The organism is Streptomyces sp. ADI95-17, from assembly GCF_003846175.1.
GTDB lineage: Bacteria > Actinomycetota > Actinomycetes > Streptomycetales > Streptomycetaceae > Streptomyces > Streptomyces sanglieri.
The window spans coordinates 344,906-362,329 of sequence record NZ_ML123046.1 but is presented as its reverse complement, the minus strand read 5'-3'; the positions used below and the strand labels follow the sequence as shown (position 1 = coordinate 362,329).

Below are 17,424 nucleotides of genomic sequence, written 5' to 3'. Positions count from 1 at the left end.
GGGCCGCACCCGTCGGCGTACGGCGATGCTGAGGCGATGAGCGACCGGTCCGCCGACTCCACCTCCCCACTCCTCCGGCGCTGGGAGCAACGCACCGAAGTGCCGCTCTTCGGTGTTTCCCTGCTCTTCCTGCTCGGCTACGCGTTCTGGGTCCTGGCCCCCGACGACGCCGAACCCCGGCGGGACATCGCCCTCGTCCTGGTCGGCACCACCTGGCTGGTCTTCGCGGCGGACTACGCCGTACGGCTCCGGCTCAGCGGCCTCGGCCACCGCTTCGTCCGGGTGCACTGGCTGGACACGATGGTGCTGCTGCTTCCGCTGCTGCGGCCGCTGCGCCTGATCCGGGTCTACACCGCGGTCCAGCAGCGCCGGGAGCAGCCGCGGCTGAGCCTGTACGCGCGTGTGATCAGCTACGCCGGCGCGTCCGCCCTGCTCCTCGGCTTCTCGGCGGCGCTCGCGGTCTACCACCAGGAACACAAGGTCCCGGATTCCACGATCCATACCTTCGGCGACGCGGTGTGGTGGGCGTGCGAGACGCTCACGACGGTGGGGTACGGGGACGCGGTGCCGGTCACACCCGGCGGCCGGGTCGTCGCCGCGGGGCTGATGGTCTGCGGGCTGGCGCTGCTGGGGGCGGTGACGGGGTCGTTCTCGTCCTGGCTGCTCCAGGTCTTCCGGCGGGAGGACGAGAAGAGGCCCCCGGAGGGCGGGTAGCTCTCCGGGGGCCTCTCACCTGCTGTGTCCGTCAGACCTGGACGTCAGACCTGGACGCGGTCCTCGACGGCCTTCTGGATCTTGGCGATGGCGTCCTCGACCGGGATGCCGTTCTCCTGCGATCCGTCGCGGTAGCGGAAGGAGACGGCGCCATTGGCCATGTCCTCGTCGCCCGCGATGATCATGAAGGGCACCTTGGCCTTCTGCTGGTTGCGGATCTTCTTCTGCATCCGGTCCGAGGAGGCGTCCACGTCGACCCGCAGCCCCTTCTTCCGGGCCTTCGCCGCGAACTCCTGGAGGTAGGGGATGTGCGCGTCACCGATCGGGATGCCCACCGCCTGGACCGGGGCCAGCCACACCGGGAACGCACCCGCGTAGTGCTCCAGCAGCACCGCGAAGAACCGCTCGATGGAGCCGAACAGGGCGCGGTGGATCATGACCGGGCGCTGCTTGGTGCCGTCCGGGCCGGTGTACTCCAGGTCGAAGCGCTCCGGCAGGTTGAAGTCGAGCTGCACGGTCGACATCTGCCAGGTACGGCCGATGGCGTCCTTGCACTGCACCGAGATCTTCGGGCCGTAGAACGCGGCGCCGCCCGGGTCCGGGACCAGCGGCAGGCCCTGCTTCTCGGCGACCTGGCGCAGCGTCTCGGTGGCCTCCTCCCAGATCTCGTCGGAGCCGACGAACTTCTCCGGGTCCTTGGTGGAGAGCTCCAGGTAGAAGTCGGTCAGACCGTAGTCGCGGAGCAGGTTCAGGACGAAGGTGAGCGTACGGTCGAGCTCCTCCGCCATCTGCTCCTTGGTGCAGTAGATGTGCGCGTCGTCCTGCGTGAAGCCGCGCGAGCGGGTCAGGCCGTGCACCACGCCGGATTTCTCGTACCGGTACACCGTGCCGAACTCGAAGAGGCGCAGCGGCAGTTCACGGTAGGAACGTCCGCGCGCGTCGAAGATCAGGTTGTGCATCGGGCAGTTCATCGGCTTGAGGTAGTAGTCCACCCCGTCGTCGAGCTGCATGGGCGGGTACATGCCGTCGGCGTACCAGTCCAGGTGGCCGGACTTCTCGAAGAGCTTGCCCTTGGTGGCGTGCGGGGAGTAGACGAACTCGTAGCCCTCCTCCTCGTGGCGCCGGCGCGAGTAGTCCTCCATGGCGCGGCGGATGATGCCGCCCTTGGGGTGGAAGACCGCGAGACCGGGACCGATCTCGTCCGGGAAGGAGAAGAGGTCCAGCTCGTTGCCGAGCTTGCGGTGGTCGCGCTTGGCGGCCTCCTCCAGGAACTCCAGGTGCGCCTTCAGCTCGTCCTTAGTGGGCCACGCGGTGCCGTAGATGCGCTGGAGCATCGGGTTCTTCTCGCTGCCGCGCCAGTACGCCGCGGCGTTGCGCATCAGCTTGAACGCCGGGATGAACCGGGTGGTCGGCAGGTGCGGACCCCGGCAGAGGTCCTTCCAGCACAGGTCGCCGGTCTTCGGGTCGAGGTTGTCGTAGATGGTCAGCTCGCCGCCGCCCACCTCGACGTCCGCGCCGTCGTCGGAGGAGGCGGAGCCCTTGATGCCGATGAGCTCCAGCTTGTACGGCTCGTCGGCCAGCTCCTCGCGGGCCGCCTCGTCCGTCACGACCCGGCGGGAGAACTTCTGGCCCCGCTTCTGGATCTCCTGCATCTTCTTCTCGATGGCCTTGAGGTCCTCGGGCGTGAACGGCTTCTCGACGTCGAAGTCGTAGTAGAAGCCGTCCTTGACCGGCGGACCGATGCCCAGCTTGGCCTCGGGGAAGAGCTGCTGCACGGCCTGCGCCATCACGTGCGCGGTGGAGTGCCGCAGGATGTTCAGGCCGTCCTCGGAGGAGATCTCGACGGGCTCGACGACCTCGCCGTCGGCGACGACGTATTCGAGGTCCTTCAGCTCACCGGCGACCCGGGCGGCGACAACGGTGCGCTCGCCGGGAAAGAGCTCGGCCGCCGTAGTGCCCGTCGTCACCACGCGCTCTTCCCGCTCGGAATCGCGTTGGATGATCACACGGACGTCTGACACCGGTCTCTCCTGACTCAGGGGGAACGCACGCGTTCACAGTGCGCGTGCGATACGAATCGTACCGAGCCGCGGGCCCCCTCTGCGAAACGGATTGGGCGGCCGGCCCCACCGCTCCCCCGCGAGCCCCCGGCCCCGGGCCCTATTCGCCGGTGCAGGCCTCCTCGAAGTGGTCGACGTTCTCCTGGAGCGACTTCATCAGCCGGTCCCGTTCCGCGTCGTCGACCTGCACGGGCACGACGTGCGAGGTCCTCGTCAGCCGCCGGAAGCCGCCGCGGCTCTCCAGCCTGCCCTCCACCCGGATCGGCAGCCCCACGAGATGGGCGTGGCCCGCGATCCGGTACGCCTCCTCGTCCAGCTCCAGCCGCACGTGCGGCACCTCGGCGCCGGCCAGCACCCGCAGCCGCACGATCCCGGCGCCGCGCGGTGCCGAGCGGCGCATCCGGACGACGGCGCCGGTGATCCGTACCGCCAGGGCGGGCTCGTCGTGGAGGTAGCGGGCGCCGGCCCGGCGCAGGGCGGGCAGGTCGCCCGGCGAGAACTCCACCGGCTCGGGCCGCGCCGGGCAGCCCTCGGGCGTCCCGGCGGCGGGCGCCCACTCCAGCGCTATCCCAGCCCCTTCCGAGCCCCGGACGAGTGCGATGACGGCCTCGGTCAGCTCCCGGCTGACGCCCGCCCCGACAGCGGTGTCGAAGGCTTCGTAGCCGCCGGTGGCCCGCTGGTAGTCCACAGCCTCGCGAGTGGCCTGCAGCGCCTGGTAGAGGCGTACGGCGACGGCGCGGCCCGGTTCGACCGGCACGAACGCGGCGAGTTCGCGGCCGCCGGGAGCGGGCCCGACGAGGAGGCCTTCGAGCGCGGCCCGGGCCCTGCGGCGGTGGCGTGCGCCGTGGTAGCCGGCGTTCTCGCGTACGGCCAGGGCTCCGGCGAGCAGTATCTGCCGGGCGGCGGTGTGCAGCCGCTCCGCCCCGGCCCAGCCGGCCGCGCCCGCGACCGCTTCGGGGACCTCGCGCCACCAGCGGATCTCGTCGCTGGGCACGGCGAGGGAGACCAGGACCTCGCGGGCCGAGGGTGCGGCGCTGCGGGCGAGCGCGGTCAGTGCCTCGGCGAGGAGGTCCTCGCTGTCGGGGAAGGCGGTGGTGTCGGGGACCAGGAGGCTCGTCCCGCCGCCGGGCGGGGCCGGTGGGCCCGGAGGGGTCCAGCGGCTGTAGCGCCCGGCCGCCCCGCCCCGGCGCTGCCAGCCGTGCCGGCCGAGCAGGGCGCCGAGCACCGCGGGGTCGACCCTGGCGGGGTCCGGGACGCCCCCCGGGAGTCCGGGTGCGTCGGGCCACGGTCCCGCGGTCTCGGCGGGGTGCGGGCGGGTGGCCGGCGGGACCGCTCCGTCCGCGCAGTCGTCGTATTCGCCCATCGGCCGGTGCATCAGGGTCTCCCTCCCGCCCCTACGCGGGTCATGATCTCGCAGAGCGCCCGGTCGTCGAAGATGCGCGAGGTCGGGATCCGCACGGTCGTCCGGTGCCGGCCCGTCACCGCGTGGCCGGCCAGGTTGGTCCAGTAGCAGCAGTGCCGCAGGTCCAGCCGGTCGTGTCCGGCGCGGAGCCAGTCGTCCTGGCTGCGCGGCACGATCATCACGACGAGGATCTTGTGCACCGACACGGGCGTCCGGGCCAGTTTCACGAGGTGGGCGTTGTCGAGCGTGAAGGCGAATGTCGGTCCCGGCGGGTTCGGCGGGATCTGGTACGTGCACTTGAGCTGCACCTTTATGGTCACTTCGTCGTCCACGGCATGGCCTGGGGCGCCGTGGCTGACATGCCAGTCGATGCCGTTGTCGGGGAAGGGCTGCGACAGGGAGCACCCCGCCGCGGCCGCGACGGCGTGCAGATAGCCCACCTGGAGCGTCTCCATGCAGGCGGTGGTTGCGAGTGTGCCGCGCAGCGGTTCGATCCGCTGTGACAGCAGCCCGCTCGGTTCGGGCTGCGCGAGCGCCATGGCTGCGTGTGCCTTCCGGGCTGTGCCGATCGGTTCTCCGGGGCGGGGCGACGGACAACTTCCGTACCCCTCACCTGTGTTGTCACCGCACCGGACGGCCCGCAAACGGCGTATCAGGCAAAGGGCGCGGGTATCACCGGACCGGGCAGAGGAATCACACATCTGCCGTTCGGGCACGAGGAGTTCGGGGATGACTCACTGGTACGAGGGGCCACTGGCCGCTTTTGACACCGAGACAACAGGAGTCGACGTCGAGGGGGACCGGATCGTCTCGGCCGCCCTGGTCGTCCAGGACGCGGCGGGCGGGCGGATGCGCGTCACCCGCTGGCTGGTGAATCCGGGGATACCGGTACCCGTGGGGGCCACCGAGATCCACGGTCTGACCGACGATCACCTTCAGCGCAACGGCCGCTGGCCGGCGCCGGTGGTGGAGGAGATAGCCCGTGCGCTGGCCGAGCAGTGCGCGGCGGGGCGCCCGCTGGTCGTGATGAACGCGCCGTTCGACCTGACGCTGCTGGACCGGGAGCTGAAGCGTCACCGCGCCTCGTCGCTCGGGCCGTATCTGCAGAACTCCCCACTGTGCGTGCTGGATCCGCGCGTGCTCGACAAACATCTGGACCGCTACCGCAAGGGCCGGCGGACCCTCACCGATCTCTGCGAGCTGTACGGCGTGGTGCTCGACGGCGCCCATGACGCGGCGGCCGACGCGGCGGCCTCGCTGGAGCTGGTGCGGGCGGTGGGGCGGCGGTTCTCGTCCCGGCTGGACCGGCTGACCCCGCCGGAGCTGCACACCCTGCAGGCCGTGTGGCACGCGGCGCAGGCACGTGGGCTGCAGGCGTGGTTCGCGAAGAACGGCACGGCGGAGGCGGTGGATCCGGCCTGGCCGCTGCGCCCGGAGCTGCCCGCCGCGGCGTGACCGGATGCCCGGTGTCCGCTTCCGCACACGCAGAAGCCGGTCCGTCGATTCTGCTGACGGACCGGCTTCTTCCGGGTGGGCGATACTGGGTTCGAACCAGTGACCTCTTCGGTGTGAACGAAGCGCTCTCCCACTGAGCTAATCGCCCGGGAACGGGTTGAACCATACAGGTCTCTGCGGGTCAGGTTCAAACTGCTTCCAGCCTGGCCGCGAGACCCCGCCGCCCGGCACGCATCATCAGGGCGTGATTGGCCCGGAACACCGGGCGTCCGGGCACCGCCAGCAGCCGCATCAGCCGCCGGCGCACCTCGACCTCCTGCTCGTAGACGGCCCGGCTGCCACCGTCGTGCGGGCCGACCGTCCACCGGATCCAGCCGTCCAGATCGCCGCTGAGCGTCGCCTCGATCACCCTGGCCCGGGGGTCGCGGCGACGTTCGCGGACGGTCAGGACGAGGTCGTACGGGAGCAGCGAGCGGATACGGGTGGTGCCGGTGGTGCCGTCGACCGAGGTGACCTCACGGACCTGCGGCCACCAGCGCGGGTAGTCGTCGGCGCGTTCGAGGATCTCGTACACGGCGTCGGGCGGTGCGGGAAGATCCCAGACACTCACAAATCGGTAGTGGCTCCAGTCCATGACCCCAGTCTGCTCGTACTCAGCCGGGCAACTGAGTATCCGAGCGCATGTCCGAACCTGTGGCTCGCGCCACACTCGCGTCCATGGAACATGTGCCGCCACCCGCCGAGGAATTGGCGCTCCTCGATCGCGAACTGGCCCGGCTGGACGCCCGCCGGTCCCAGTTGCTGGTTCGCCGTGCCTGGCTGCTGAGCGTGCTGACGTCTCCCGCCGGGCCTCCCGCCGGACCGCCGGCTCCGCAGTTCGCCGCCCCGTTCGGGCCGCCCTCGACAGCTCGGCCCGCGGCCCCGTTCGCGGCTGTGCCCGGGTCTCCTGCCGCGCAGGCCGGACCGCGCAGCGCGCAGAACGTGCTGCTCACCCTGGGCGGTCTGCTGCTGACGATCGCGGCGATCGCGTTCACCCTGGTCAGCTGGGGTCACATGGGGATCGCCGGCCGTTCGGCGGTGCTCGCCGTGGTGACACTCGCGGCGCTCGCCGCCCCCGCCGTGCTGCTGCGCCGCGGGCTGTCCGCGACGGCCGAGTCGCTCGGCGCTCTGGCCTCCGTGCTGATGATCCTCGACGCCTACGCGCTGCACCGGGTCGCGGTGCCGGACGCCGACGGGCCCGGTTTCGCCGCGGCCGCCTCGGCCGTTCTGGCGGTGCTGTGGGCCGGGTACGGGCTGTTGCTCGACCGGCTGCGGCTGCCGCTGCCGCTGGCGGTGGTGAGCGCTCAGCTGCCGCTGCTGCTGTGGGCCTGGTCGGCGGGTGCGGGTGCCTCGGTGTTCGGCTGGGCGCTGCTGCTGACGGCGGCGCTGGACTGCGCGATCGCGGTGCGCGGGCCGGGCCTCGCGGTCCGGGTGACGGCCTGTGTCGGCGGCTGGACGACGGGCCTGCTGGGACTGGCGGTGGCCCTGGCGCAGTCGGTGTCCGCCGATGCGGTGCCGGACGCGCTGGCACCGGCCGCACTGCTGCTCGCGGGCGCGGTGATCGCACTGTTCGGGGCGTGGCGTGCGCCCAGGGGCCTCGCGGTGGCCGGCGGTGTGCTGGCCGGGTTGGCCGGGGTGGCCGCGGTGGGCGGTGTGCTGCGCGCCGGGATGGAGTGGGACTGGTCGGTGCCGGTGTATCTGCTGTGCGGTGCGGTGCTGTTGGCGTCGGTACGGGCGCCGCTGCCCCGGCCGGTCGGGCAGGGTCTGGTGTGGGCCTCGTCGGCGGTGACCGCGGCCGCGGTGCTGGCCTCGGCGCCGCCGGTCGGGATGTCGCTGATGGGTACGGTGTCGCAGCTGGCCCGCGTGTGGTCCGGCGCGCCGGACGGTGGCGTACGGGCCGCCCTGGGCACGGAGGGTCCGGCGTGGTCCCAGCTGACCGCGGCTCCGCTGGTGCTGCTGGTGGTGGCCGGTCTGCTCGGCCTGGCGCACCGGTCGTGGGACCGGCCGGCAGGGGCGGCCGGTCCGGTGGTCCTGCCGGGTCCGGCGTGGCGGAGTGCGGCGGGGACCGTCGCGACGGTGCTCTGCTGGGCGGGGCTCGTCACGCTGCCCGCGGTGCTGGGACTGTCGTACGCCACGGCCGTGGCGGCGCAGTCGGTGCTGGTCGCCGCGGTGTTCGCGGTGGCGGTGCGGGGCCTGCGCCGGGGGGCGGGTGCGCCGGGGACGGCCGCGCTGGTGTGCGGGCTGATCGGCGCGGTGAGCACGGGGCTCCTCTCGCTCGCGGCTCAGGCCGCCACGTACGCGGTGTTCGCGGTGCTGTTGCTGGTGTTCGGGGCGGTCGCGGTGCTGCTCGACGACACCGCGACGCCGACGCGGGAATCGCCGCAGGCCCGAGTGGCGCGTGCGGCGGGGACGCTGCGGATCGCACAGTCGGTGTCGGCCTGCGGGGCCGTGCTGTGCGCGATGGTGCTCGCCCGTGCGGCCGGGGCGTCGCTGGGGCTCGCCGGATACCGGGCGGCGCCGCTGATGCTGGCCGTCACCCTGGTGACGGTGCTGCTCGGGGCCCGGCTGCGGAACCGCCCGTCGGCTCTTCCGGTCGAGCTGACCGGGGCGATGGCGGCCGCGGTGGCGGTGGTCATGGCGGTGCCGGACCGGCCGTTCCTGGCGCTGGTGCTGGCGCTGAGCGGGGTGCTCGCGGCGGGCACGGCCGTACGGGCCGAGCGCCGGCCGGTGGCCGGGTACCTGGCGGTGGCCCTGTTCGTCCTGGCGACCTGGGTGCGGCTCTCGGCCTCGGGGGTGTCGGACCCGGAGGCGTACACCCTGCCGGTGACGGTGCCCGCCCTGGTGGTCGGTGTGCTGCGCCGGCGCCGCGACCCGGAGGCGTCGTCGTGGACGGCGTACGGGGCGGGTCTCACGGTGACGCTGGTGCCGAGCCTCTTCGCGGCCTGGCTCGATCCGCACTGGCTGCGGCCGCTGCTGCTCGGTGCGGCGGCCCTGGTGATCACCCTGGCGGGCGCCCGGCTGCGGCTCCAGGCGCTGCTGCTGGTCGGTGGCGCGGTGCTGGGCCTGGACGCGGTGCACGAACTGGCGCCGTACGTGGTCCAGGTGGTCGGCGCGCTGCCGCGCTGGCTGCCGCCCGCTGTGGCCGGGCTGCTGTTGCTGGTGGTCGGGGCGACGTACGAGCAGCGACTGCGCGATGCGCGGCGGCTGAAGCAGTCCCTGGGCCGGATGCGCTGACGGTGCGTCGCACGGGGCCGGCCGGATCACGGGGCGGCCCCGGGCAGCGGCCGCGTGAACTCGCCCGTGAAATCGAGCAGTTCGCGCCCGCCGCCACCGCGGCGGGAATTCCCGGCGGAGTTCTCGAATCGTCCGCGACATTGCTCGCGGACGCCGAGGACCGATCCCTTTCCGGGAATTCCCGCGGCCTCGGAAGTCCGTCCGGCCCCGATATCCGGATGGCCCTCCCGCTTTTGCGGACCCGGACCGTCCGCTACCTCATGGATTGAATCGTTCACGAAAGCGCTTGCGAATCACTCACCGGAACACCGCCGAGGGGCCGGGAGGCCGGCCGGAAACGGAAAACGCAGAGGGCCCGTGAGACTCTGCGGTCTCACGGGCCCTCTGTCCGGGGTGGGCGATACTGGGTTCGAACCAGTGACCTCTTCGGTGTGAACGAAGCGCTCTCCCACTGAGCTAATCGCCCGGGCGCAGGCCAAACATTACCCCATGTCAGCGGCGCCCCATGACCACCCCCGGGTCACTCGTGGATCTTCCACGGCATGGTGATGCCGAACTTCCAGACGTAGATCCCCACCAGCACCGCGATGATCACCAGGCCGACCGACGTGAGGATGATGTTGCGCCGCCGGACCTTGGGGTCGAGCGCCCGCTGGGCGGCCTCGGTCACCTTCCGCCTGGTCCAGCGGAGCACCAGCTGCGCCCAGACGAATTCGGTCGCCCAGATCGCCATGCCGCCGAAGATCACCAGCCAGCCGGGGCCGGGCAGGGGCAGCATGATGATGCCCGCCACGACCACGGCGAGGCCGACGATGAAGACGCCGACCTGCCAGCTCAGGTGCAGCGTCCTGGACGCCTTGATGAACCCGGGCGCCCTGGAGCCGAGCTCCCGCTCCTTGGTCACACCCTCGGTGACTTCACCCGTCACGCCCGCCCTGTCCCCCGTACCGGACACCGGTGTCGCCGACGCGGCGTCCCCGTTCCGCACGTCACGCTCCGCATTCATGAGAGCCAACCTACCGGAACGGCCTTCATCACCGGAATGGCCGCATAACCGAAAGTTACACACCGCCGTACGAGCTACCTGAAGGAACACAAAAAGGTCAGAGGGGTTTACAACGCCACCGTAGGTGGCATGTCGATTTCGCCGACGTGCGAATCCCCGAGCGCACACTGAGCGAAAGGCCCTGGCGCTTATGAACACCACGGTCAGCTGCGAGCTGCACCTGCGCCTCGTTGTGTCGAGCGAGTCCTCACTGCCTGTACCCGCGGGCCTGCGGTATGACACGGCCGATCCGTATGCCGTGCACGCCACCTTCCATACCGGAGCGGAGGAGACGGTCGAATGGGTATTCGCCCGCGACCTCCTTGCCGAGGGGCTGCACCGGCCCACCGGCACCGGAGACGTCCGCGTCTGGCCATCCCGTAGTCACGGCCAGGGCGTCGTCTGCATCGCGCTGAGCTCCCCAGAGGGCGAAGCCCTGCTCGAAGCCCCGGCGAGGGCCCTGGAGTCGTTCCTGAAGCGGACCGACGCCGCGGTTCCGCCAGGCACCGAGCATCGTCACTTCGACCTCGATACGGAGCTCTCACACATCCTGGCCGAGAGCTGAGCCAGGCCGAGAGCTGCACGGCGCCGTCCGACTCGGGGAGACGGCGCCGCGCGGAAAACCTCATAAGGCTGACACCGGCGCCGTCATCACGGAATCCACCGTGGTGACGGCGTCGGCGTGCGCCCGGGGGGCTCGTGACGCCCGCCTCGCGCCCCGGGGGACGCCTACCGGACATGGATGCCCGCCCGTGGCCGGTATCCGCTCTCCGCACGCTCCACGGGCCGTCTCGGGCCGCTGTGCGGCACGGCCGAGCCAGTAGAGTCAGCCCGCATCGGCGGACACCCGCCCGCCGGAGGCAGGGAGCTGAAGCGTGCTGATCCCCCACGACACCCGGATCGCCCTCGACACGGTGGTCGAACTGGTGAACACCGCACCGGAGAGCGAGCCGCCGGAGGGCGGACAGCCGGAGAGCGGGCGGAGCGACGGCCTCGCCGACATCGAAGCGCTCTACGACTTCGCGCGGCGCCATCGGATCAGCGGCGTGGACGAGCTCCACGACAAGGACCTGCGGGCGGTCCGGGACGTACGGACGCGCTTCGCCGAGATCTTCGCGACGGACGACGCCCGGACCGCCGCCTCGCTCGTCAACGCGCTCGTCGCCGCCGCCGGCACCACACCCCAGCTCAGCAATCACGACGGCTACGACTGGCATGTGCACTACTTCGCCCCGGACGCGTCGATCGCCGACCACCTCGCCGCCGACTGCGGCATGGCGCTGGCCTTCATCGTGGTGGCCGGCGAGCAGGAACGGCTGCGGAGGTGCGAGGCACCGGACTGCCGGCACGCCTTCGTGGACCTGTCCCGCAACCGCTCCCGCCGCTACTGCTCCAGCCGCACCTGCGGCAACCGTCTGCATGTGGCCGCGTACCGGGCACGCCGCAAGGAAGCGGCCGGCTGACCGTTCACAGCATGAAGAGATCGTGCAACGCGGCCATCAGCAACAGGCTGCCGACCACCGCGAGGAAGATCATCAAAGGGGGCTGGGAGAGCGCGAAGAGGCAGCCGCGCGGCTCTTCGTCAGGGCTTGCGGGGACATCGCCCCGGGTGGTGTCGACCATCTCAGGACGATCATGACTCAGACCACCCCCCGTTGGCGATCAACACGCCTTTTTGCACCGGGAGTTCACCCACCCCGGCACCGGCCCGGATTCGCTCCGGCGTCCGATCGCCCGCCACACATTCGGTGCCGCGCCCGGAGCGCCGTGCGCCCAACTCCCCCGAGCGGAACGCCAGGACACTGTCACCGCCGGTCAACACCGCCTGGCACACGGCGAATTCGAGCTGCCGTGGGCGCGGCCCGGTCGCTTCCGCTCCGCCGTCTCAGCGCGGTGTCGAGCTGGACGCCCGCACCACGAGCTCCGGCTGGAGCACCACACTGCGGTGCTCGTGCGTGCCGTCCTCGTCGTCCGACTCCTCCAGCAGGAGCTCCGCGGCCAGCCGGCCCATGACCACCGCGGGCTGGCGGACCGAGGTGAGCGGTACCGCGGCGGCGGCGGCGAACTCGATGTCGTCGTAGCCGACGATGGCGATGTCCTGGGGCACCCGGACGCCCGCCGCGTACAGCGCCTGGAGCACGCCCAGGGCGAGCAGGTCGTTGGCGCAGAAGACCGCGGTCGGCCGGGGCACCAGGCCGAGCAGCCGGGCCCCGGCATCGCGGCCCGCCGCCACGTCCAGCCGCTCGGAGGGGATCTCGACGAGCGCCTCGGGCGGCAGTCCGGCGTCCGCGAGAGCCGCCAGGGCGCCTTCGCGCCGGTCCCGGATCTGATGGAGGTCGCCAGGGCCGCTGACGTACGCCACCGAGCGGTGGCCGGCCGAGAGCAGATGGCCGACGGCGAGGGCGCCGCCGCGGACGTCGTCGACGGAGACCGCGCAGGTCCCCGTGCCCGGCGCGACCCGGTCCACCAGCACATAGGGGATCCGGTGCCGGGCGAACGCCTCCAGGTTCCGGCCGCTCGCGTCGGCCGGGGTGACCAGCACGCCGCAGACCCGCTGTTCGGCGAAGAGCCCGAGGTACTCGGCCTCCTCCGCCGGGCTCTGGTCGCTGTTGCAGACCATGACACCGAGACCGGCCGCCCGGGCGGCGCGCTCGGCGCCGCGGGCCACGTCCACGAAGAACGGGTTGCCCATGTCGAGGACGAGCAGGGCCATGATCCGGCTGCGGCCCGCCCTGAGCTGGCGCGCCGACTCGCTGCGTACGTACCCGAGTTCCTCGATGGCGGCGAGCACCCGGGCGCGGGTCTCCGGCAGCACCGCCTCGGGCCGGTTGATCACGTTGGACACGGTGCCCACGGAGACTCCGGCCTGCCGGGCCACATCCTTGATCCCTGCCACACGCGCCACTTGCCCTGCCCCACTGATGCCTTCGGCCGCACCGGTCCGCGGCGTGTCCCCATCGTACGGACGGCGTTGCGGGACGGGCCGGCCCCGTACCGGAGGGCCCGGCTCCCCGAGCCGCCCCTCTCCCACGGAGTGAATTGTCTCAATCCGATCACCACAAGCTAGCTCTGCGTCTGTACACCGTCAACAATCGACCATGAATCGATTCATCATCCGTGGATCGACTGCCCCGGCCCTCCGGAGCCGGGGCGGAGTCAGGAGCGGAGTCAGTGGCAGGGATCAGATTCCGTGCTTCTTCAGAATGGCCTCGATGTCGCTGAAGTCCTCACCCGGCGCGGCGGACTGTTGCCGGGACTTCGCCTTCGGCTGCGCCCCGGTCCCCTGGTGCCCTGCCCCCAGGGACGGCGCCGAGGCCGCGGGGGCGACCGCTTCGCCCTGCGCTGCCCGCGCGGCGGCCCGGCGCTCCTTGCGGGTGCCGCCGCCGCGGCGCTCGATCGTCCGGGTCGTCATGAACAACAGCCAGGCCACCGCGAGCAGCCCGAAACCGAGCCAGACACTCGGCTTGAAGGCGATCCCGGCTACCCAGTCCACGATCCCGGTCAGGACCAGCGCGATCGGGACGAGGGAGTAGGCGGCGATGCGGGTCGCGGCGAGGAACCGCTTTCGCCAGGCGGTGACGGCGGCGATGCCCAGGCCCGCCGCGGACACCGCGGAGCAGATGGTCTCGGCAAGCATCGGTGCCTCCTGGCGCACGGGGAAACGTCCCTTCCATCCTGCACCGGTGACCGGCCCAGTGGCCACGATCCGGGACCGCATCAGGGACATTTCAGGGCCGGGATCCTCCCCAGGTGCCGATCGGTGCCGGGCCGGCCGTACGGAGACCCGGCGGACCGGGTGCCGATTGGGAGGCTCGCGCACGCCCTGGGAGACTGGCCGCATGAGCGATTCCACCCCTGCGGCCCCCGTCGTCCTCGACGTCTGGTGCGAGCTCCAGTGCCCCGACTGTCACCAGGCCCTCACCGATGTGCACGCCCTGCGGGCCAAGTACGGCGACCGGCTGGACGTGCGGCTGCGGCACTTCCCGCTGGAGAAGCACAAGCACGCCTACGCCGCCGCGCAGGCCGCCGAGGAGGCTGCGGACCAGGGGAAGGGCTGGCCGTACATCGAGGCGGTGCTCGCCCGTACCGGCGATCTCGCCCGCACCGGTGAGCCGCTGCTCGTCGAGGTGGCACGGGAACTCGGCCTGGACACCGAGGAGATGGACACCGCGCTCATCGACGGACGTCACATGCTGATCGTCGACGCCGACCAGGCCGAGGGCAAGGCGATCGGCGTCACCGGCACCCCGACGTATGTGATCGGCGACGAGCGGCTGGACGGTGGCAAGAGCCAGGACGGGCTGCGCGAGCGGATCGAGGAGATCGCCGACCGGCTGCTCGCCGAGCGCGGCTGAGCGGCCCGGTCCTCAGAGGTTCTTGGCCAGGCTGTACCGAGTCGTCCGGTAGCCGAGCGACTCGTACAGCCGCAGGGCAGGCGTGTTGGACGCGAGGACGTGCAGTCCCAGCCGGTCGTCGCCCGCGTCGAGCGCGATGCGCTCCGCCTGGAGCATCAGCGCCCGGCCGAACCCCCGCCCCCGGAACTCCGCACGCACCTCTACGTCGAAGACGTAGCCCACCAGCATCCCCGGATGCATTTCGTACCGTGCCACCCAGACCAGTCCCACGGCCTCGCCCTCGTGCATGAGGACATGCAGATGCGCTCCCTCGGTTGCGAGGCCGTTCGGCAGGTTCTGGGCGTGGCTGGTCTCGGCCTTCCGCATGGCCTGATCCGCGGGGACGCCGCGTTCGATCCAGGTCTGCGCGTACTCGGTGATCGCGTCGCGCTCCCAGTGCGCGAACTCTTCCTCCGTCATCGGCCGGGCGGTGACGCCGCCGGGCAGGGCGGGCGGGGTCGGTTCCAGCTGCTTGACCATGTTCCTGCTGCGCTCGGTGTACCCCAGCGTGGTGGCGAGCGCGTGCCCCGCCGGATCGTCCGCCGGCACCAGCACGGTCATCCGGGTGCAGCCCCAGCCGCGCAGCACCTCTTCGGCCGCCAGCGCCGCGATGGTGCCTCGACCGCGCCTGCGGCGGGACTCGTCGATGCGCAGGGAGCGCAGCACGCCCGCCTTCGTACCGAATCCGGGATCGGTGCCGATCTCTACGGCGCCGACGGGCCGTCCGTTGTCGCACACGTCGTACGTGCGGAACTGCGCACCGTCGGCGCCTTGCTGGATCGGCCCGGTCGGCCGGAGGGTGGTGGTCATCGGAGATGTTCTATCCACTGGAGCCCGGCTCGTCACCCGATTTCCGGTACGGACATGCCCGGCTCTACGGGTCGAGGTCGTTTCCGGCCCGCTCGTCGAAGATCCGCATCGCCTTGGCGGTCACGGGGCCGACCCCGCCGGTCAGCTCCCGGCCGTCCACCCGGTCGACGGCCTGCACATCACGCAGGGTGGAGGTGAGGAAGATCTCCTCGGCCCGCTCCAGGACGTCGAACGGCAGCTCGGTCTCCTGCGCACCCGTCCACTCCACGGCCAGCGCGCGGGTGATCCCGGCGAGGCAGCCGGAGGCGACCGGCGGGGTGTGCAGCCGGCCGTCGAGGACGACGAAGACATTGGACCCGGTGCCTTCGCAGAGCTGCCCCGCGGTGTTGGCGAAGAGCGCTTCCGAGGCGCCGTGCTCGTGTGCGCGGGCGAGGGCGACGACGTTCTCGGCGTACGAGGTGGTCTTGAGACCGGTGAGCGCGCCGCGTTCGTTGCGCGTCCAGGGGACGGTGATCACGGCGGTGGTGTCGGGCCGGCGGGCCGCCTCGCCGAGGGCGACGACGAGGCCGGGTCCGGCGTCGCCGCGGTCGGAACCGAGCGGGGAGAGCCCTCCGGTATAGGTGATGCGGAGCCTGCCGAGTGCCATCGGGTTGGCGTCGATCACGTCGGCGCAGGCGCGGCGGACCTCGTCGAGGTCGGGGGCGGGGAGTCCGAGGCCGCGGGCCGAGCGGGTCAGCCGGTCGAGGTGGCGGGTGAGGGCGAAGGGCCTGCCGTCGACGGTCTTGACCGTCTCGAAGATGCCGTCCCCCACGGTGAGTCCGTGGTCGAGCACGGACACCCTGGCGTCTTCGGCGTCGCGCAGTTCGCCGTTGACCCAAATCCTCATCACGCGGTCCTTCCGGTTGTTTCGTGATCGCCCGACGCTACAGCGAGCAGCCTGGACGCCTTGAGTTCGGTCTCGTCCCACTCGCGTTCCGGATCGGAGCCCCAGGTGATGCCGGCCCCGGTGCCGAAGCGGAGGACCGGCGCGGGACCGGTCCGGTCGACCCAGAAGGTGCGTATGCCGACGGCGAGCGAGGCGGTACGGCGGTCGGCGTCGACCCAGCCGATGCCCCCGCAGTAGGGCCCGCGCGGTGCGGTCTCCAGCTCCTCGATGATCCGCAGGGCGCTGGACTTGGGTGCTCCCGTGACGGAGCCGGGCGGGAACGCGGCGCCGAGGAGTCCGGGCCAGCCGGCGCCCTCGGCGAGCTCCCCGCGCACGGTGGAGACGAGGTGGACCAGGCCGGGGTGCTTCTCGACCACGCAGAGGTCGGGAACGGTGACCGATCCGGTCGCGCAGACCCGGCCCAGGTCGTTGCGGACCAGGTCGACGATCATCACGTTCTCCGCGTGGTCCTTCTCCAGCAGATCGCCCTCGGTCCGCCCGGTGCCCTTGATCGGTCCCGATTCGACGGTCCGGCCGTCCCGCTTCAGGAAGAGTTCGGGGGACGCGGTGGCTATTTCCACACCGTGGGCGGGCAGCCGGATCGTTCCCGCGTACGGGGCGGGGTTGCCGCGGGCCAGCAGCGCGGTCAGCGCGTCCACGTCGGCGGCGTCCGGATCGGGCAGCGGCGCGGTCAGCACCCGGCAGAGGTTGGCCTGGTAGACCTCGCCCGCCGCGATGTACTCGCGGATCCGCCGTACGCCCGCGATGTACGCGGCGCGGTCCAGGGACGAGGTCCAGTCACCGGCCGCGGGCCCGTGCCAGGCACCGGGCACGGGGGCGGGCACCGCTTCGGTGCGTACGGAGCCGAAGCGCGCGCAGACGAGGCGGCCCTCGAAATCGGCGGATACGGCCCAGAAACCGGACGATTCAAGGGCTGCGGGATCACTGGTCACGTCCCGCAGATCGGACGCGACGAGGCCGCCGAAGCGGGCTATTGGAGCGAGGTCGTGCACGTCGTCGAGTCTAGGGCGGCGCGCGATGACCTGCGCCGGGGCAGGCGCACCTCAGCACGCTGCACAAACGCGTTTTTGTACTGGCCCGGGAATCCGCTAGAGTTCAACACGTCGCCGGGACGCGCAAGCGGACCGGGAATGACAAGCGGACGTAGCTCAGTTGGTAGAGCGCAACCTTGCCAAGGTTGAGGTCGCCAGTTCGAACCTGGTCGTCCGCTCGCAGAAAGTGGGGGATCTTCCCGAACCCTCACTCCTGGTGGAGTGGCCGAGAGGCGAGGCAACGGCCTGCAAAGCCGTCTACACGGGTTCAAATCCCGTCTCCACCTCCAAGGA

17 protein-coding genes and 4 tRNA genes are annotated in these 17,424 nt (G+C 71.6%); 8 read left to right on the top strand and 13 right to left on the bottom strand.

What is annotated here, in order from left to right; genetic code table 11:
• The first annotated feature begins 36 nt into the window (after positions 1-36).
• Positions 37-714 carry a potassium channel family protein gene (locus tag EES42_RS15520; RefSeq protein ID WP_124718817.1) on the top strand — a complete coding sequence of 226 codons (678 nt, stop codon included), beginning with the start codon at positions 37-39 and terminating at the stop codon, positions 712-714.
• 44 nt (positions 715-758) lie between these two features.
• Here the strand turns inward: EES42_RS15520 and thrS are convergent, their stop codons facing one another.
• The 3 genes from thrS to EES42_RS15505 all read right to left on the bottom strand — a co-directional run bounded on the left by thrS (position 759) and on the right by EES42_RS15505 (position 4,715).
• Positions 759-2,735 carry a threonine--tRNA ligase gene (gene thrS, locus EES42_RS15515; RefSeq protein WP_124718816.1) on the bottom strand — a complete coding sequence of 659 codons (1,977 nt, stop codon included), beginning with the start codon at positions 2,733-2,735 and terminating at the stop codon, positions 759-761.
• 139 nt (positions 2,736-2,874) lie between these two features.
• On the bottom strand, positions 2,875-4,149 hold the full coding sequence (locus EES42_RS15510; protein WP_124718815.1) for a hypothetical protein: 1,275 nt from the start codon (positions 4,147-4,149) through the stop codon (positions 2,875-2,877).
• Positions 4,149-4,715, bottom strand: coding sequence for a DUF4365 domain-containing protein (locus tag EES42_RS15505; protein ID WP_124718814.1), 567 nt, complete (start codon positions 4,713-4,715; stop codon positions 4,149-4,151). Before EES42_RS15505 ends, EES42_RS15510 begins: the two co-directional genes overlap by 1 nt.
• 190 nt (positions 4,716-4,905) lie before the next feature.
• On the opposite strand from EES42_RS15505, the gene EES42_RS15500 reads away from it, so the two are divergent.
• Positions 4,906-5,631 carry a 3'-5' exonuclease gene (locus EES42_RS15500; RefSeq protein ID WP_124718813.1) on the top strand — a complete coding sequence of 242 codons (726 nt, stop codon included), beginning with the start codon at positions 4,906-4,908 and terminating at the stop codon, positions 5,629-5,631.
• A 76-nt stretch (positions 5,632-5,707) separates the two neighbouring features.
• Here the strand turns inward: EES42_RS15500 and EES42_RS15495 are convergent.
• Together EES42_RS15495 and EES42_RS15490 are read right to left on the bottom strand one after the other, a co-directional pair.
• Positions 5,708-5,779 (bottom strand) — tRNA-Val (locus EES42_RS15495).
• Between the two features lie 39 nt (positions 5,780-5,818).
• Positions 5,819-6,265, bottom strand: coding sequence for an SRPBCC family protein (locus EES42_RS15490; RefSeq protein ID WP_124718812.1), 447 nt, complete (start codon positions 6,263-6,265; stop codon positions 5,819-5,821).
• Between the two features lie 83 nt (positions 6,266-6,348).
• Between EES42_RS15490 and EES42_RS15485 the strand changes: the two genes are divergently transcribed.
• Entirely contained in the window at positions 6,349-8,904 is a 2,556-nt protein-coding gene (locus tag EES42_RS15485; RefSeq protein ID WP_206433480.1) for an SCO7613 C-terminal domain-containing membrane protein, read from the top strand.
• 394 nt (positions 8,905-9,298) lie between these two features.
• Here the strand turns inward: EES42_RS15485 and EES42_RS15480 are convergent.
• Positions 9,299-9,370: transfer RNA gene (locus EES42_RS15480), tRNA-Val, on the bottom strand.
• Between the two features lie 54 nt (positions 9,371-9,424).
• The gene (locus EES42_RS15475) at positions 9,425-9,910 is read right to left on the bottom strand and encodes a TIGR02611 family protein (RefSeq protein ID WP_124718810.1); all 486 of its coding nucleotides are present in this window, start codon (positions 9,908-9,910) and stop codon (positions 9,425-9,427) included.
• A gap of 190 nt (positions 9,911-10,100) precedes the next feature.
• Here EES42_RS15475 and EES42_RS15470 point away from each other — a divergent pair, with 190 nt between their 5' ends.
• Together EES42_RS15470 and EES42_RS15465 are read left to right on the top strand one after the other, a co-directional pair.
• Positions 10,101-10,514, top strand: a complete 414-nt coding sequence (locus EES42_RS15470) for an SsgA family sporulation/cell division regulator (protein ID WP_003959770.1) — start codon at positions 10,101-10,103, stop codon at positions 10,512-10,514.
• Between the two features lie 310 nt (positions 10,515-10,824).
• A complete protein-coding gene (locus EES42_RS15465; RefSeq protein ID WP_124718809.1) occupies positions 10,825-11,412 on the top strand; it encodes a CGNR zinc finger domain-containing protein in 588 nt (195 codons plus the stop codon).
• A gap of 4 nt (positions 11,413-11,416) precedes the next feature.
• On the opposite strand, the gene EES42_RS44720 is transcribed toward EES42_RS15465, so the two are convergent.
• The 3 genes from EES42_RS44720 to EES42_RS15455 all read right to left on the bottom strand — a co-directional run bounded on the left by EES42_RS44720 (position 11,417) and on the right by EES42_RS15455 (position 13,586).
• A complete protein-coding gene (locus EES42_RS44720; protein WP_164495243.1) occupies positions 11,417-11,572 on the bottom strand; it encodes a hypothetical protein in 156 nt (51 codons plus the stop codon).
• 262 nt (positions 11,573-11,834) lie between these two features.
• Positions 11,835-12,854 carry a LacI family DNA-binding transcriptional regulator gene (locus tag EES42_RS15460; RefSeq protein WP_124718808.1) on the bottom strand — a complete coding sequence of 340 codons (1,020 nt, stop codon included), beginning with the start codon at positions 12,852-12,854 and terminating at the stop codon, positions 11,835-11,837.
• Positions 12,855-13,130: 276 nt separating this feature from the next.
• Entirely contained in the window at positions 13,131-13,586 is a 456-nt protein-coding gene (locus EES42_RS15455; RefSeq protein ID WP_124718807.1) for a hypothetical protein, read from the bottom strand.
• A 202-nt stretch (positions 13,587-13,788) separates the two neighbouring features.
• Here EES42_RS15455 and EES42_RS15450 point away from each other — a divergent pair, with 202 nt between their 5' ends.
• On the top strand, positions 13,789-14,304 hold the full coding sequence (locus EES42_RS15450; protein WP_124718806.1) for a DsbA family protein: 516 nt from the start codon (positions 13,789-13,791) through the stop codon (positions 14,302-14,304).
• A gap of 12 nt (positions 14,305-14,316) precedes the next feature.
• On the opposite strand, the gene EES42_RS15445 is transcribed toward EES42_RS15450, so the two are convergent.
• The 3 genes from EES42_RS15445 to EES42_RS15435 all read right to left on the bottom strand — a co-directional run bounded on the left by EES42_RS15445 (position 14,317) and on the right by EES42_RS15435 (position 17,073).
• Positions 14,317-15,153 carry a GNAT family N-acetyltransferase gene (locus EES42_RS15445; RefSeq protein WP_124718805.1) on the bottom strand — a complete coding sequence of 279 codons (837 nt, stop codon included), beginning with the start codon at positions 15,151-15,153 and terminating at the stop codon, positions 14,317-14,319.
• 64 nt (positions 15,154-15,217) lie between these two features.
• Entirely contained in the window at positions 15,218-16,039 is an 822-nt protein-coding gene (locus tag EES42_RS15440) for an aminotransferase class IV (RefSeq protein WP_124718804.1), read from the bottom strand.
• Positions 16,039-17,073: a chorismate-binding protein gene (locus tag EES42_RS15435; protein ID WP_124719376.1), complete on the bottom strand. Its 1,035-nt coding sequence runs from the start codon at positions 17,071-17,073 to the stop codon at positions 16,039-16,041. The genes EES42_RS15440 and EES42_RS15435 overlap by 1 nt, the downstream gene beginning before the upstream one ends.
• Before the next feature lie 163 nt (positions 17,074-17,236).
• Between EES42_RS15435 and EES42_RS15430 the strand changes: the two genes are divergently transcribed.
• Positions 17,237-17,309, top strand: a tRNA-Gly gene (locus EES42_RS15430).
• A gap of 37 nt (positions 17,310-17,346) precedes the next feature.
• Positions 17,347-17,420 (top strand) — tRNA-Cys (locus EES42_RS15425).
• Positions 17,421-17,424 lie beyond the last annotated feature (4 nt).

Bases quoted from the DNA above. Each gene is read 5' to 3' on its own strand.
- EES42_RS15520 (WP_124718817.1), top strand. From the start codon at position 37: ATGAGCGACCGGTCCGCCGACTCCACCTCCCCACTCCTCCGGCGCTGG.
- EES42_RS15510 (WP_124718815.1), bottom strand. From the start codon at position 4,149: ATGCACCGGCCGATGGGCGAATACGACGACTGCGCGGACGGAGCGGTC.
- EES42_RS15505 (WP_124718814.1), bottom strand. From the start codon at position 4,715: ATGGCGCTCGCGCAGCCCGAACCGAGCGGGCTGCTGTCACAGCGGATC.
- EES42_RS15500 (WP_124718813.1), top strand. From the start codon at position 4,906: ATGACTCACTGGTACGAGGGGCCACTGGCCGCTTTTGACACCGAGACA.
- EES42_RS15490 (WP_124718812.1), bottom strand. From the start codon at position 6,265: ATGGACTGGAGCCACTACCGATTTGTGAGTGTCTGGGATCTTCCCGCA.
- EES42_RS15485 (WP_206433480.1), top strand. From the start codon at position 6,349: ATGGAACATGTGCCGCCACCCGCCGAGGAATTGGCGCTCCTCGATCGC.
- EES42_RS15475 (WP_124718810.1), bottom strand. From the start codon at position 9,910: ATGAATGCGGAGCGTGACGTGCGGAACGGGGACGCCGCGTCGGCGACA.
- EES42_RS15470 (WP_003959770.1), top strand. From the start codon at position 10,101: ATGAACACCACGGTCAGCTGCGAGCTGCACCTGCGCCTCGTTGTGTCG.
- EES42_RS44720 (WP_164495243.1), bottom strand. From the start codon at position 11,572: ATGGTCGACACCACCCGGGGCGATGTCCCCGCAAGCCCTGACGAAGAG.
- EES42_RS15455 (WP_124718807.1), bottom strand. From the start codon at position 13,586: ATGCTTGCCGAGACCATCTGCTCCGCGGTGTCCGCGGCGGGCCTGGGC.
- EES42_RS15450 (WP_124718806.1), top strand. From the start codon at position 13,789: ATGAGCGATTCCACCCCTGCGGCCCCCGTCGTCCTCGACGTCTGGTGC.
- EES42_RS15445 (WP_124718805.1), bottom strand. From the start codon at position 15,153: ATGACCACCACCCTCCGGCCGACCGGGCCGATCCAGCAAGGCGCCGAC.
- EES42_RS15440 (WP_124718804.1), bottom strand. From the start codon at position 16,039: ATGAGGATTTGGGTCAACGGCGAACTGCGCGACGCCGAAGACGCCAGG.